Consider the following 14,953-nt stretch of genomic DNA (forward strand, 5'->3'; position numbering starts at 1 on the left):
AGGTAAAAAAAGGCGGGATTAGGGTTGAAAACCTCGTCCCGCTTTCTTGTGAAGATGGCGCAAAAAACTCCAGGGGAAGGCGGTTACCATGGGCATGAATTGATTCAAACAATACTAACATTTGTAATACTTTGTAAAGATTTCGCTACTCTACAAAAACTGACCGAAACCTTACTTCGTTATATAACAGTAGCTACTATATTTAGCTGCGGTTTATTATCTGTGGATTCGCAAGTATCCAAAATAATTAGTTTTTAACTCAATCTTAAACCCGGGATAGGACATAGCCTTATTCATAAAGCTTTTGTGTCGCGGGTGTAATCCGGTATTGTTTGCAGGCAACATGCGTAAATCGTTTATTCCGAAAGTGAAGTATTTGCTATTATCAGTTGCTGCTGTCGCGGTTATTATGATTTTTTCGCTGAGCTTACGCGTAATTGATTTAAGAAGTGTTGAACAAAAGCAGGTAGACAATGGCAGGGAACTTTCGCAGATCTATTGCAAAAGCTGCCATGAATATCCCGAACCATCACTAATAGATAAGCACACTTGGGTAAGCGGGGTGTTGCCAGAAATGGCGAGACAATTTAAGCTGGAATCGTTTTTTGGAAAATACGGCGTTACGCGGCTTTCGACCATTGCACCAGCTGATTTTGAAGATATCATAGCGTTTTATAAAAAAGAGGCCCCCGAAAAACTGTTAAGTCCAAAATCGCTTTCAGTTAGCGATTGGGCGATTTTTAGCCTTGAAAAACCGCAAAATGTAAGCCGTGCAGAAGGAAATGATGCCAATACTACCCTGCTTGCCTATAACCCTCACGATAAAAAGTTGTACAGCGGCGACATGCGGAATAACCTTTACAGCTGGAACGAGAAGCTTGAACCGTCGCTGGTTGCAAAAATGCCAACACCGGCAGTTGGCGCTAATTTCTATTCAACTGGCACTGATGGAAATCTTGCATTCATTACATGTATAGGTATACTTAATCCTAACGATTTATTAAAAGGAGCAGTCACGGCGATCAATCTGGATAAAAGGACCGCCGATCCTGTTGTTATTGCCGATAGTTTACCAAGGCCGGTGCAAACCATATCAGCTGATTTTAACAAAGATGGACTGCTTGATTACGTAACCTGTGGTTTTGGCCGCAACACAGGCGGTTTATACTTGTTTACCCAACAAAAAGATCATCGTTATAAAAAAACGGTTATAAGGACGGCGCCAGGCAGCGAACAAATGGTGACCGGCGATTTTAATAATGATGGTTACCCCGATTTAATGTGCCTTTTTGCCCAGGCCGACGAGGGGATATGGCTATTTTTAAATGATAAAAAGGGCGGATTTATCACAAAAAACATATTGCATTTTCCGCCGATATACGGCTCCAGCAGTTTTCAGCTGGTTGATTTTAACCACGATGGTAAACCCGACATATTATACACCTGCGGAGACAATAGCGATTTATCGCCTGTATTAAAACCTTACCATGGAGTTTACATTTTTACCAACCAGGGCAACTGGCAGTTTAAGCAAACTTACTTTTATCACATTGACGGTTCGACCAAAGCTATGGCCGCAGACTTTGACCGCGACGGCGACCTCGATATTGCCACCATTGCATATTTTCCTGATTTTAAGGACGACCCAAAACAGGGCTTTGTTTACCTTGAGCAAACCAGGCCAAACCAATTTAAGGCCCATGAAATCCCGGTAAGTGACGAAGGTAGATGGTTAACGATGGAAGTAGCCGATTTGGACAATGACGGTTACCAGGACGTAATTTTAGGTAACTTTTCAGTCCCCGGCCGCGATTTGATGAACCAAACCGGCGTTACAAAAAAATGGGACAGGTTTACGCCATTAATCGTATTAAAAAACAACACCGCCAAATTGCGCGATAAAAGCGCCCCCATTTCAAAATAATATAATAAAAGGGTAAATTAGTACAATTTACCGCATGGTTAAGTTAGTTAGATTTACCCCTGTAAATTTTACCGGCTTAAACACTTACCTGCCGTTGATTTACCTTTTTTAACCTGTGGGGATAAATTGCCCCGGCATAAAATAATTATGATGAAAAAAATTGTTCGCCTGGTGGCGTTTGTCTTTATTTCGGGTGTTTTCCCGTGCTCGTTGTCGGCGCAAAGTGTTAAACAGGTTAAACTTGTAAACTTCGATTTGCAGTCGTCATCGCAGGTGAAAGCCGATGGGCCTGAATTGTCGACAACGCATTACCAGTCGCCGGTTTATTGGATGCCGGTTAAGGTACCATCGACAGTGCTTACCGGGCTGGTGGCTAATCATATTTACCCCGATCCATACCAGGGGCTGAATAACATGCTGATTCCCGATGCATCCGACCAGTTTAATAAAGAATACAACCTTGAACAATACAGCCATTTACCAAATGACCCCAATCCATGGAAAAAACCATATTGGTACCGAACCACATTTAAAGTGCCTGCCGGCGACAAGGGCCGTCATTTCCAGTTGATATTTAAGGGAATAAATTATCGCGCGGCGGTTTGGGTTAATGGTAAACAAATTGCCGACAGTACCCAAATGGCAGGCATGTTTGCTGATTATAACCTGGATGTAACGAATGCAGTAAATGCAGGTGGCGACAATGCGCTGGCAGTTAAGATATATCCGCTTGACTACCCGGGCTATCCCGCAAAAGAACAACTAAAAGCATTAGGGCCATTTTATGAAAATGGTGGCCCTACGGGTGATGTCGGAAAAAACGTAACCATGCTTTGCTCCGTAGGCTGGGACTGGATTCCACCGGTGCGCGACCGCAATATGGGTATATGGCAACCGGTTTACCTACGCACAACCGGCGCGGTAACTATTGGCCGGCCTAAATTGGTAACCGACCTGCCAAACCTGCCCGATACAAGCGTTGCCAAACTATCATTAAACTTAACACTATCAAACCACAGCGACGCGGGGCAAAACGGCAAACTTACCGTAACAATTAAACCCGAGAACTTTGCCGGGCTGCCCATGCAGTTTTCGCAAAACTTAACGGTCGTTGCTAATGGTGCAACTGATGTTAGCCTTGACGCCGCTAAAGTAAGCCAGTTAGCTATACAAAAGCCGCATTTGTGGTGGCCAAATGGCTATGGCAGGGCAAACCTTTACCGCATACGCCTGCAATATACTACGGCCAATGGCATTGCAGACGACACGTCGTTTGTTTTCGGCATACGTACCGTAAGCTCAAAGGGCACCATGGTTGTGGATTTTTTGCGCCGCGAATTTTTTGTAAATGGTAAACGGGTACACCTTAATGGCGGCGCTTGGGTGCCTGATATGATGGTAAACCGCGACTCGGCCCGTTATGATTATGAAATGCACCTTTGCCGCAACGCAAATGTGAATTTGGTAAGGATTTGGGGTGGGGGAGTTACTCCGCCTGATGCATTTTGGAATGCCGCCGATAAATATGGCGAAATGGTATGGTCGGACTTTTGGGTTACCGGCGATACCCAGGGCGAATTTAAAGGTTCGCCGGATTGGCCGCTGGAAGGGAATATATTTGTAAAAAACGTTACCAGCACTATTTACCGCATCCGCAACCACCCGAGCCTGTTGGTGTGGACAGGTGGTAATGAAGGCCACGCCCGCAAGGAATTATATGATGCCATGCGCGATGCTATCATTAACCTTGACGGCACCCGCCCTTACATCCCAAGCTCTTCAGGCTTTGCCAAACTGCCGGCCGGCTGGAAAGGCTCCTGGCCAGACGACCAGGCTTCAGGTGTTTACAGCGGCGGCCCGTACAACTGGCAGGACCCTAAAGTGTATTACAAGAAAGCGGATGTTGGTGGCGATTGGGTATTTAAAGATGAAACCGGCCTGCCCTCGCAGCCGCCTTATACTACATTGGCTAAAACTATCCCTAACCTGGTGTGGGACACAAAATTGCCTTTCCCGCTTAACAACACCTGGGGTTACCACGATGCAGCGACAGGAGCCGCACAATTTGACAATTACATCAGCGAAATGGTGACACGGTATGGACAGCCGGCAACTATGGTAAACTTTTCGGACAAGATGCAATTGATGAATGCTGTTGGTTACCAGGGTATATTCGAAGCTGCCGGCCATAAGTTAACTGAAACTGGGGGCGTAATGCTTTGGAAACTGAATGCAGCCTTGCCAAGCGTGGTGTGGCAGATATATGATTGGTACCTGGAGCCAAATGCAGGCTATTACGCCATGCAAAACGCAGTGGAGCCATTACATATCCAATTCAATCAAAACGACTCCACTGCGGCCGTAATAAACCGGATGCACCATGCGACCGGCGTACTAAGTGCCAAAGCCGAAATTTTCGATATCGATAGCAAAAGATTAAACTCATTCAGCATAAGCCATATCGGTTTTGCCGATGAAGGCACACAGGAGGTCATCAAACTAAAAGAAGCGCTTATTGCCGCAAAGGGCGTAAGCTTTGTAGTGCTTAATTTAACCAACGCGGCAGGTAAAACAGTGTCACATAACGTGTACTGGCTTGCGCCCGGCAACAACCTTACCGAATTAAACAACCTTGCACCAACCAAAGTTGATGTAAAAGTGTTGGGTGCCGAAAAAGGCGCCGCAGAAAACAAGTGGACAATACAGCTCACCAATAACACCGGCAGACTGGCATTTTTTGTGCGCCCGCAGCTAATGGCCAATGGCGAAGAAGTTATGCCAAGCTACTGGTCTGCAAATTACTTTACCCTTGCCCCGCACGAAAGTATTACAGTTTCTGTAAGCGCCCCGGTCGCCAAATTAGGTGGCGTACAGCCAAAAGTTTTGGTTGAGGGCTGGAATTTAGAGAAACAGTGGGTGGGACTGGGAACCAAATAATTAATTGAGATAAATAGAAATATAAGGCTGCGATTTATCGTGGCCTTAATATTTTAAAAAAAACTATTCTTTTAGTTAAAAAATAATCTACTTTAGCAGTTCAATTATAATATTAGTCAGACCAGCGCTAAACCATCACAAGTGAAAAAACAGATTTTAACGTTTTGTGTAATTGCCTTTGCATATTTTAGTTGCTCCAAAGAGCACATATCGATCCAAAAATCATCTTATAATATTTCCATCAAAGCCGTCGGCAATGATGCTGCTACAGATTCCTCCTCGTCGTGGGAACAGGTGTTAGGCGGCAACGCGACAATTACTTTCGATGCGAAATACCCAAGCGATACGATGACCGTATCGTCAATAACCCATACGGTTGATTTAGGTAAACTGTCAGCCTACCAATGGAAATTGTTTGCAGGCAAATATGATATAACCCTTGCCACAGCTGATGACGCCGTGGTTTCGCCCTATGTTAGGTTTAGCGCCAGCAAAGCAGGAGTTGACATCAACACTGACGGTGTTATTGGGATGGACGTAGACGCCAGCGATGGTGTAATAACGATTAAAAGGACTTTGCTGGATACAACAGTTAGCCCTACATTTAAGCCAACCGGTGCAGCCGTTGCTAACTTAATTAACGCCAATGGTTATGCCTATTTGTATGTAAAGGGAAGCACCAGCGGCCAGTTGGTTTTTACCAGCACTGAAGGAGACGTTTACAAAGCGGATATAACGGTAGTTGCAAAAAGCCAGTTCGACGCTTCCCTTAAAACGAATTCGAAAGGACAAGTAGTTATTCAATCGTATCCCTTCCATCCAAAAACCACTGTTCAATAACACTGCTAAACCTATCTCATAATGAAAAGATATTTATCATTTATACCTGTTTTGCTATTGATATTGGCAGGATGCAGCCCATCTGACAAAAAGCCGGACCCGGTTGTTCCCGTAACGCCCGAAATAACTATTCAAAATATTACCTACCCTACTTTTACAAACAGCACCTGGACAAATGTGGTGGGCGGGTCAGTTATTATTCAGATTGATAATACCGATGCCGGTGGCACCGTATTGTCAACGATTAAAGACAGCACCGATGTAGCCAGTATTGTGAGCTATAGCAAAGTTGTTAAAAAAGGCACCTACAACATTACCCTCACATCAAAAAACCAGACTGCGGTTGCTGATACATTTATCCGCTTTAATGCAAAGCTGACGGGCTACAGTGTGGAGAATAAACAGGCGGTTTCATTTATTGCTACTACTACTGACGGTTTGATAACCATAAGCCAGGGTTTCATCCAGCCCAATTTAACCCCGGTATTTAAGGCGCAGCCCGATGGGAAAGAGTATAAAATGGGCATAAAAAACGGTTTTTACTACCTGTATGTGAAATACGGCGCGAAGGGCGACATTATTTTTAAGGAGGCCACCACAGGTCAGTCGGTTGTTAAAAATCTTACTATTGCGGCGTTAAGCCAATACAATGTGGCGGTTACGACACAATCAGGCTCACTGCAGGTTACTTTTGCACCGTTTAACTATGTGAATGTTTCGGCCGAGACAACTACGTTGTTAAATGTAAATGTTAACCCTGACGACTATTATTTTAACCATAGCGGTAGCGCTTATTTTGTAGCGACCGATGAAAACGGCAGTATACTTGGACAAGCTAAATATGTGCAGGGTACAACTAAATTTAAGCTGGTATCGGCAACGCCTTACCTGGGCAGCCGTTTAAATGTGTTTGTTATAATCAATCCTCTCGATAACACAAAACCCAATATTACAGGTTATTTGCAGGTAAAAAAGGGGAGTACCTACAATAGCTTTTATTCCGTTTTGCCCCAGCAGACAAAAGTGCCGATAAAGCCGTATATAAAAAACACATCCGGTTTCGACCAGCTTCTAATAAGCACTAATGCGTATGGAGTGATAGCCTCTTCGATTGCTGATTCAGTTAATTTTCAACCGGATGTTTTTGTAGATAATGGCGAAAAATTATACGTTCAGCTTTTAAAAAACAACAAGTACACTTACAATTTTTTTGACGTCCCTTTGGGAACCTTCGGCATTAATGTTGATGTCAGTAAAGTTACCAAGATACCGGCCGAAAAAACGCTGGCAGGGCCTGTGAGCGATATTGCCCTACAATTGTATGCCAAAAACGACATCGTCCATTTCGATTCTTATTTGCTTGATGTTCAGCAAACACACACAGGTAGTTTAACACTTAGGTATCCTAAAGAGCCTTTTAAGGAATATGAACTATATTCCTACTATTTAAAGTCGGGATTTGAATATGAAGAGGTATCAACAGGGCCTTCTATTCCTGATGCGGTGCCGACCTTTGATGCCACGTTCAATGTTTCGGGGACAAGCTTAAGTAATTTTGTTCCTTCATTTTCCGGAACATTCGACTATTACCATGCTTCATTTGAAAATACAACTGGTACCGATTTAAAGGTGGAGCTTTATTCGCCGTCGGCAGGTAACTATACCAAGGTGAAATTGCCATCGTTCAACAAGTTCCTAGGTGTAACGGGTTTGCGTTTGGCCGATCAGAAGCTGATTAGTTTCGGGCTTGTTCAATACCAGGGCTTTGACGAAAAAGTATTTAATTATAAACCCGCTAATGCCATAAGGAGCGCGCCTGATTTTAATGCCAAGTCTGTTCGTAAAGTTTATTGAGTAAGCCAGAGATTTTAGACAGAATTAATAATTGAAGAACTACGTCAATACAAAATAATATTTTCTCATATCGTGCGGTTGAATTGCAGGCAAATTAAAGCGCAGGTGCGGCAAAAAGGTATACATTTGTAATACCGTACCCCTTATTTAGCTATGTATTTTAACCTGTGGTCGATATTATTGATTGCCTTCCTGTCGCAGTGTGTATTTCTTTTGGTATCATTAATTATAAGACCCTCAGCCAATAAAAATGCAAGGCAATTGCTGATGCTGTTATTGGTGGTTATCTTTTGTGTGCTATTCGGCAACTTTTGCGAGGCAACGTATCTCTATCGAAAATGGCATGGCATAACCAACCTTGGCCGGGGCATGCTGCTGCTGCAGGGCCCGGTGCTTTACTTGTACACTTTATCGGTTATATCGGCAGATTTTAAATTCAGGTACACGCACTTGTTGCATTTTTTGCCCTACTTTTTGGCGCTGGCAGTAATTTGGCGACAGGAAAACCCGGTAGATGATCGTATTTTGGTACTAACTATCGATGCTGTAATGGAAGGCAAAAGCCACATGGACTGGAAAACCTCCATGTGGTTTGTTACTTATTTCGTGCACCTCACGGTTTACTTTCTGCTGATAAGGCGCTTTATGCTGCAGTCAGTCAAAAGTCCGGCAGAACAGTTTCAATTCCCGATTGAGCAAAGGTTGCGCTGGCTTAAAAAGCTAACCATTACCTATAGTTTAGTTGCGCTTGTTTTCCTGGGCATAATCTTTTATATCAGCATAACCGGTCTTTACACAGTATACGGCAATTTTATTTATGCCATGGCTTTAGGTGGATTGATTTATACCATAGCTTTCCAGGCATTGCCAGATTGGCACACTTTAAAGCCAGGTTTCGATAAGAAATATAAATCCATCAATATAAAACAGCAAACCGAGGAAGAGCTGCTGAACAGGATATTGTATTTTTTTGAGCAAGAAAAGATATTTATGAACCCCGATTTGCGGATAGATATGCTGGCCAAAAAAACTGATGCGAAGTCCAACGTTGTTTCAAAAATTATCAATAAACGCCTGGGCAAATCCTTTAGCGAGGCGGTTAATTACTATAGGATTGAGGAAGTAAAAAAACGGTTGGACGACCCCAAATTCGACCATCATTCTATTTTTGGTATCGCTATGGATGTGGGTTTTACCAGTAAATCGGCCTTTAACGAAACGTTTAAAAAATTGAATGGGATAACGCCATCACAATATGTGAAGTTGGGGCAGTGGGCGAGATGGTGAGATATTTTTTGCTAAAACAAAATATCCTTTACCACACTTAATAATAACAATGCAAAACACTCATATCCTCATCGTTGGCGCAGGTGCAACAGGCTTAATGGCTGCCCGCATTTTAGCAAAAGCCGGCAAAAAAGTAACTGTACTTGAGGCCCGCAGCCGTTGTGGTGGCCGCATCCATACCCTTAACCACGAACTGTTTTTTAAAAATACTGAGCTGGGCGCAGAGTTTGTGCACGGCGATTTGCCTGTTACGCTCGACCTATTAAATGAGGCTGATATCCCGTATCATTCAGCAAATGCTGAAATGTGGCATTACAGTAACGGCAAATTCAGCCAGGAAGGTGAATTTAGGGGCTGGGATAAAGTAGTTGAAAAACTGGGCGGGCTAAAGAGTGATATCAGCATAAAAGATTTCCTGGAAAAAGAATTTCCGGGCGATGCAAATGAAGAATTGAGAACAGCGGTAACGGGTTTTGTATCTGGCTATGATACCGCCGACCCGGCAAAAGCCAGCTCTTTCGCCCTGCGTGAAGAATGGGGAAACGAAGATTTTGAAGCGCAGCACCGCGTTAAAGGTGGCTATGGTGTAATGATAAAATACCTGGAGGATGAAAGTAAAAAGCACGGCGCTGAAATCTATCTAAACACTATTGTAAAAGAAATCCACTGGCAGCCGGGGAAAGTTAAGGCTATCACAAGCGATGAGACTGAATACGAAGCAACACAAGTATTATTAGCCCTGCCTTTAGGCATTTTACAGGCTGTTGGAAATGAACAGGGGGCAGTTACATTTATCCCCCCTATTACCAAACAACAAGAAGCTCTAAACGCAATGGGCTTTGGTTCGATAATAAAAGTGCTGCTGGAGTTTGATACACCATTTTGGGACGATAAAACAACGGAAGACCTGGCTGGAGCAAGCTTAAAGGATATGGGTTTTGTATTATCAAACGAGTCAATACCGACTTGGTGGACACAAGCGCCCCAACTTAGCCCCGTTTTAACCGGCTGGCTGGGTGGTTTGCCTGCTGCCGCAAAGAAAGATGCGTCGGACGAAGAAATATTGCAACTTTCCCTCAAATCTATCGCCAATATTTTTAAACGGGATATTAATGAACTGAATGATAAACTCGTAGCCTTCAATATCGCCAACTGGACTGCTGACCCATTTACCCGCGGTAGCTATGCCTACGATACAGTTGGAACCCCGGATGCCAGGAAAGTATTGAATGAACCCGTTGAAAACACCATTTTTTTTGCCGGAGAATATTTGTACGAAGGCCCGGCGATGGGAACCGTTGAGGCTGCTCTGAAAAGTGGGTTATATGTTGCGGATGGAACGATGGAGCATTAAACCTATTTAATATTCTCTCACCAAAGTTTCTAACGGAATGTTTAATTCATGATAAAGTTTCCTCACCATCCCCAGGTTTAATTTTCTATTCTTTTTAAATATGTCGCTTACGCGGCTTTTGAAACCTAATATTTGGGCAAGGTCTTTATTTGTCAAACCTTGCTGTTCCATCCTGTATTTAATGGCTTCAATTGGGTTCGGTACATCTATAACAAAGTGTTTATCTTCATACTCTTTAATTAAGAGTGCAAGTACATCTGCCTCATCGCTTTCCGCAGACCCATTTTTAGCCTGAAAGATTTCTTCAAATCTTTCTAACGACTTCTCGTAGTCTTTTTTTGTTTTAACTATTTTGAGTTGCATAATCCGTTAATTACTCCTAATTCTTCTTTTTAAGTTTAAATAAATCAATAGTAGTTGGGTCTATTTTGTCGTATTCTGCGTGTGTTCCAATAAATTTGATAAAAATCCATCCCTTTTGATAATTTACTTCAGCAATCAATCGGTAATCATTATAATTGATTCCAAATATCACCCGGTCATTTTTTATTGTCCTTGACGTATTGAAATCTTTAGTAATGTCCCCGGGTTTCCTCCATGATTTTGTTTTAACATCATGGTACCAGTTTTCCAATGTCTCTTTGCAATCAGTGTGTTTTTCGTAAAATGAAACCAATGAACTACGATTGTAAATGTTCATCTCATAATATCGTTTAAACAAATATACACAAAGTAACCAATTTGGTTACTTTTATTTTCTCAAAAACCTATCAGTAGGGCTATGAATAATTAGCTTGAGGCCGCCTAATAATTCCCAGATACAATTATCATATCCATCAGCTTTATGCTGTTGTCGTAATAATCGTAATCCTTAAGTTTAAAAGCTACCAAATAATCCCATACCTTGTTTAGCCAAAGCTGGTTTTTACTATCCACCATAGCCGAAACAGCAAATGGCGCCACGAAGCTTAGTGCCTCAAAATACCGGTGTTTGATATCGTTACCTGCTAACGTATAACCGGCGGACAGATTGTAGGTGTCATTATTAGTTGTACTCCTGATCCATCGGTTTATTTTATCGGCGATGTGTTTGGCGCGTTTGTCGCCGGTTAGGAGGTAGTCGGTACCTATGCGCCATGGGTCGCGGCAGGCGTTGTAGTTGTAAAGGCCATCATAGGGTGATTCTAAAAAGTTTGGCAGGGCGGGTTTTGGTTTTTTATTTAGGTTGACGATGAAATCGGGTATCAACCCGGCATCCGGGCTGTATCTATCCTCCAACGCTGTAAAAAGTTTATAACCAGCATTCACAACTTTGTCCCAGCGCGCATCACCGGTTGCATCTTTAAAAGCCTTAAAGTGCGCAGGCATAAAATCAGACGAGCGGGTTGCAAAATAATCCTTGCTCTCTGCTTCTATACCATCGCTCAACAAAACCGACCAGGTTTGATGATTGATTTCGTACTGCATAATTGCGTTAATCATAGCTTTTGCCTCGGCCAGATAATTTATTTTGCCTTTGCTGCCCCATTGTTTATTTGCCAATAAAAGTGAATAGGCAATATCAATATCGCCGTCGCTTGCAGACGTGTTATCCGTACTTTTGCCACTACTATATTGCGCCCAGGCCATTAAATGTTTGCTTTTACCGGTTGGATGTGCTTTAACATAGTAAAACAAATTATCGTAAGTGATCTTAGCACCGGCATCGTAACCAGCCATCAACGCCACGATAATCATCCCGTAACCTTGCCCTTCGGAAACACATTGCTTTTTGTCTTTATTCTCGAACCAGACAAAATCTTCAGCTTTACCCGGTGTGTGTTTGATGAAGCGGGCTTTCCATTGAGTGTAAAATGTTTTTACCGTATTATCCAATTGGCTTTGGGTGATATGGTTTGGCTTGATTGTGCCACGGAAATATTTTTGATGTAGGGGGAATGGTTTTCCGGTTGATTGGGCGAAGAGGGAAGTGGAATAAAGAAGAAATATTATCGCAAGTTTTTTCATCAATTTGATTCTTAAATATCCAACATTGTCATTGGAACGAAGCAACCTCTGCACATGCAAATCAGCGGAGCAAAAAAATTGTGGAGACCTTTTAGCTGCGTTTAGGTTCCCACAAACATTGTGTACTTTGAATGTCCTATGTAGTCCGCCAGCTGGCGGATCGTTCCTCGAAATGACGACCTTGATATTTTTGCAACTAACCTCTGATCTACACTCAACTAATCTCCAATCCCTAATACTGATAATTCCTGATATCCTGTATCCTGTTAACCGTCATCGCGTCAATCAAAACTCCGGCATGTTTTTTAATGGCATGCTCGTTTACAATTTGCTTCTTTTCGGTTTCTTCTACGTCCATATCTGCGCCTGAGAAATACAGCTTAAGGCATTCCAGAAAATTCTGAATGGCCGGAGTTTGCTTGCAGGTAGCCGCAAACCAGGCGCGGCGGGCCACGCTGTGGTGCAAAGGCTTCACAACTATATTGCGGCCCGCAAGGTATGGTTCAACAATCCAATCGGCCATAACGGTGATGCCAAGGCCTGCATTAACCATTTCGATGGTGGCATCGGTATAATGGATGCGGTGCAGCGTTTTGGGTTTTACATGCTGGCTCTGTATCAGCGATTCTATTATCGGTGTGTCCTGGTACGACGGATCGTATAGCGGCAATATTAGTTCCTCACCATGAAAATCTGCAATCTCTATAACATCCTTTTTCGCTAAATGGTGGTCGCCACAAATAACGGCCACCAGCCTGTCTTCAAAAATAGGCTCATAACGTATTTTGGTATTCACCATCTGGGTACGAATAATACCGATGTCGAGGTCGCCGTTCATCAGGTATTCCAGCGGCCGGCGGGTGGCATCACTCAATATCTGGATGTTTATGTCCGGCCATTGTTTCTTGTAATACTTTATAATGCCGGGCAGCCAGTGGTACGCCGTATAGCATTGCATGCTGATGCTCAAGTTGCCTGTCTTTCCGTTTTTGTAATTATTAATATCTTCTTCAAGCGATTTAATTTCAGCCAGTATTTTTTCAGAGCTGCGTAAAAAGCGGTAGCCCTGGTCTGTTAGCTGTAACCTTTTACCCTGGCGGCTAAATATCTCAACTTCAAGCTCTTTTTCCAACTCTTTTAACTGGTGGCTTAACGCGGACTGTGTTAAATGTAAAGTGTTTGCCGCTTTGGTTAAGGTTCCGTCTTTTGAAATAGTATCTATCAATCGAAAATGGTGAAGGGCTATATTCATTATTAATATTATTAATGATTGTCACAAAATTAATTCATTTTTTTCATATAGATTCGAGTTATACTTTTGTCGTGTCAATTTTACACAGATGTTAAACACCTTGTCAAAATATTTCACCCTTGGTTTTTTGAGTGTTTTCATTTTTTCGGAAGCGCAAGCCCAAAAAGTACTAACCATTAAAGATGCCGAACAACTGGCGCTGGCAAACTATGGTACTATAAAGGCAAAAGCAAACCAGCTTAATGCATCGAAAGCGTATTTAACTGAAACCAGGGCCGAGCAACTACCCGACTTGAATTTGTCTGCCCAGCAGGATTACGGTACAGTTAATGGTCAAAACGGCCCCTTATATGGTTACCGTGGTTTCAGCGTTGCATCATCGGGACCGGCTTTGCAACACCAAAACTGGAACTCGGCCTTTGGCGCACTTTACCTAGCCAATGTGAGCTGGGATTTCTTTTCTTTCGGGAAAGCAAAAGAGAAAGTTAAAGTACAACGTTCTGTAGTATCGCGCGATGAAAGCGATTTGGTACAGGAGCAATTTCAACACGAAATACGTGTGGCTGGCACTTATTTAAACCTGCTTGCTGCACAACAGCTAAGCAAGGCGCAGCAGGATAACCTTAACCGGGCTATTGAATTACAGAAAGTAGTTGTTGCCCGGGTAAAAAATGGGCTAAATGCGGGTGTGGATTCGTCGCAGGCTAACGCGGAGGTATCAAACGCACGAATTGCGCTTACCAATACGCAGCAAACCGAGCAGGAGCAAAGTAACCTGCTGGCACAATACCTTGGCGTACCACCACAAGATTTTGTGCTCGACAGCGCCTTCGTTACCAAAGCCCCCGCCAATGCCGACCCACAATCGCAAGTGACTAATGAAAACCACCCGCTGTTACAGTTTTATCAAAACCGCGTTAATGTAAGCAATGAACTGGCTAAATATTATAACACCTTTAGCTACCCAACGTTTAGCTTTTTCGGAACTTACCAGGGACGTGGTTCGGGTTTTAAGTGGGATTATGGAACCAATCAAAGCGACTACACCGGCAGCTATGGCGCAGGGGTGGAGCCTACACGCTCAAACTACTTGGTTGGGGTAGGTATGATCTGGAATATAACCAACCCTTTCCGGGTGCAATACCAGGTCAAATCGCAGCAATATACATCGGCGCAATATAAAGATGAGTACGATTTGGTGAGTAAACAGCTAAGTGCACAATTGGTACTGGCCGAAACCCGTATTAGTAATGCCCTGAAAAATTATCATGAGGTGCCTGAAGAAGTGCGGGCAGCAACTGACGCCTATCACCAGAAATTAACGCTGTATAAAAACGGGCTATCTAATATAGTCGACTTTACACAGGCATTGTATGTGCTAAACCGGGCCGAGGTTGATAACTACATAGCCCGCAACAACGTATGGCAGGCTGTATTATACAAAGCCGCCGCAACCGGCGATTTCGGGATCTTTATAAATAACTTTTAATATAAAAGA

The 14,953-nt window shown here is 43.1% G+C and carries 11 protein-coding genes; 7 read left to right on the forward strand and 4 right to left on the reverse strand.

The window, feature by feature from the left end; genetic code table 11:
• Positions 1–343 precede the first annotated feature (343 nt).
• The 6 genes from NAF19_RS25090 to NAF19_RS25115 all read left to right on the forward strand — a co-directional run bounded on the left by NAF19_RS25090 (position 344) and on the right by NAF19_RS25115 (position 10,196).
• Complete coding sequence (locus tag NAF19_RS25090) at positions 344–1,924, forward strand: FG-GAP repeat domain-containing protein (RefSeq protein ID WP_252793111.1); 1,581 nt, start codon at positions 344–346, stop codon at positions 1,922–1,924.
• Between the two features lie 147 nt (positions 1,925–2,071).
• Positions 2,072–4,861 (forward strand): glycoside hydrolase family 2 protein, encoded by a 2,790-nt coding sequence (locus NAF19_RS25095; protein WP_252793112.1) that lies wholly within the window; start codon positions 2,072–2,074, stop codon positions 4,859–4,861.
• Positions 4,862–5,002: 141 nt separating this feature from the next.
• A complete protein-coding gene (locus NAF19_RS25100; RefSeq protein WP_252793113.1) occupies positions 5,003–5,701 on the forward strand; it encodes a hypothetical protein in 699 nt (232 codons plus the stop codon).
• 21 nt (positions 5,702–5,722) lie between these two features.
• Positions 5,723–7,555 (forward strand): hypothetical protein, encoded by a 1,833-nt coding sequence (locus NAF19_RS25105; protein ID WP_252793114.1) that lies wholly within the window; start codon positions 5,723–5,725, stop codon positions 7,553–7,555.
• Between the two features lie 153 nt (positions 7,556–7,708).
• On the forward strand, positions 7,709–8,842 hold the full coding sequence (locus NAF19_RS25110; RefSeq protein ID WP_252793115.1) for a helix-turn-helix domain-containing protein: 1,134 nt from the start codon (positions 7,709–7,711) through the stop codon (positions 8,840–8,842).
• A gap of 49 nt (positions 8,843–8,891) precedes the next feature.
• Positions 8,892–10,196, forward strand: a complete 1,305-nt coding sequence (locus tag NAF19_RS25115; protein WP_252793116.1) for a flavin monoamine oxidase family protein — start codon at positions 8,892–8,894, stop codon at positions 10,194–10,196.
• A gap of 6 nt (positions 10,197–10,202) precedes the next feature.
• On the opposite strand, the gene NAF19_RS25120 is transcribed toward NAF19_RS25115, so the two are convergent.
• From NAF19_RS25120 to NAF19_RS25135, 4 genes are all read right to left on the reverse strand, one after another.
• The gene (locus tag NAF19_RS25120; protein ID WP_252793117.1) at positions 10,203–10,559 is read right to left on the reverse strand and encodes a helix-turn-helix domain-containing protein; all 357 of its coding nucleotides are present in this window, start codon (positions 10,557–10,559) and stop codon (positions 10,203–10,205) included.
• 16 nt (positions 10,560–10,575) lie between these two features.
• Complete coding sequence (locus NAF19_RS25125) at positions 10,576–10,896, reverse strand: type II toxin-antitoxin system HigB family toxin (protein WP_252793118.1); 321 nt, start codon at positions 10,894–10,896, stop codon at positions 10,576–10,578.
• 104 nt (positions 10,897–11,000) lie between these two features.
• A complete protein-coding gene (locus NAF19_RS25130) occupies positions 11,001–12,203 on the reverse strand; it encodes a family 8 glycosyl hydrolase (protein ID WP_252793119.1) in 1,203 nt (400 codons plus the stop codon).
• A gap of 232 nt (positions 12,204–12,435) precedes the next feature.
• Positions 12,436–13,455 (reverse strand): LysR family transcriptional regulator, encoded by a 1,020-nt coding sequence (locus tag NAF19_RS25135; protein ID WP_252793120.1) that lies wholly within the window; start codon positions 13,453–13,455, stop codon positions 12,436–12,438.
• Positions 13,456–13,543: 88 nt separating this feature from the next.
• Here NAF19_RS25135 and NAF19_RS25140 point away from each other — a divergent pair, with 88 nt between their 5' ends.
• On the forward strand, positions 13,544–14,944 hold the full coding sequence (locus NAF19_RS25140; RefSeq protein ID WP_252793121.1) for a TolC family protein: 1,401 nt from the start codon (positions 13,544–13,546) through the stop codon (positions 14,942–14,944).
• The last annotated feature ends 9 nt before the right edge of the window (positions 14,945–14,953 follow it).

This window comes from Mucilaginibacter flavidus (assembly GCF_024055575.1).
GTDB classification, from domain to species: domain Bacteria; phylum Bacteroidota; class Bacteroidia; order Sphingobacteriales; family Sphingobacteriaceae; genus Mucilaginibacter; species Mucilaginibacter flavidus.

Bases quoted from the DNA above. Each gene is read 5' to 3' on its own strand.
- NAF19_RS25115 (WP_252793116.1), top strand. From the start codon at position 8,892: ATGCAAAACACTCATATCCTCATCGTTGGCGCAGGTGCAACAGGCTTA.
- NAF19_RS25135 (WP_252793120.1), bottom strand. From the start codon at position 13,455: ATGAATATAGCCCTTCACCATTTTCGATTGATAGATACTATTTCAAAA.
- NAF19_RS25130 (WP_252793119.1), bottom strand. From the start codon at position 12,203: ATGAAAAAACTTGCGATAATATTTCTTCTTTATTCCACTTCCCTCTTC.
- NAF19_RS25090 (WP_252793111.1), top strand. From the start codon at position 344: ATGCGTAAATCGTTTATTCCGAAAGTGAAGTATTTGCTATTATCAGTT.
- NAF19_RS25110 (WP_252793115.1), top strand. From the start codon at position 7,709: ATGTATTTTAACCTGTGGTCGATATTATTGATTGCCTTCCTGTCGCAG.
- NAF19_RS25120 (WP_252793117.1), bottom strand. From the start codon at position 10,559: ATGCAACTCAAAATAGTTAAAACAAAAAAAGACTACGAGAAGTCGTTA.
- NAF19_RS25095 (WP_252793112.1), top strand. From the start codon at position 2,072: ATGATGAAAAAAATTGTTCGCCTGGTGGCGTTTGTCTTTATTTCGGGT.
- NAF19_RS25140 (WP_252793121.1), top strand. From the start codon at position 13,544: ATGTTAAACACCTTGTCAAAATATTTCACCCTTGGTTTTTTGAGTGTT.
- NAF19_RS25105 (WP_252793114.1), top strand. From the start codon at position 5,723: ATGAAAAGATATTTATCATTTATACCTGTTTTGCTATTGATATTGGCA.
- NAF19_RS25125 (WP_252793118.1), bottom strand. From the start codon at position 10,896: ATGAACATTTACAATCGTAGTTCATTGGTTTCATTTTACGAAAAACAC.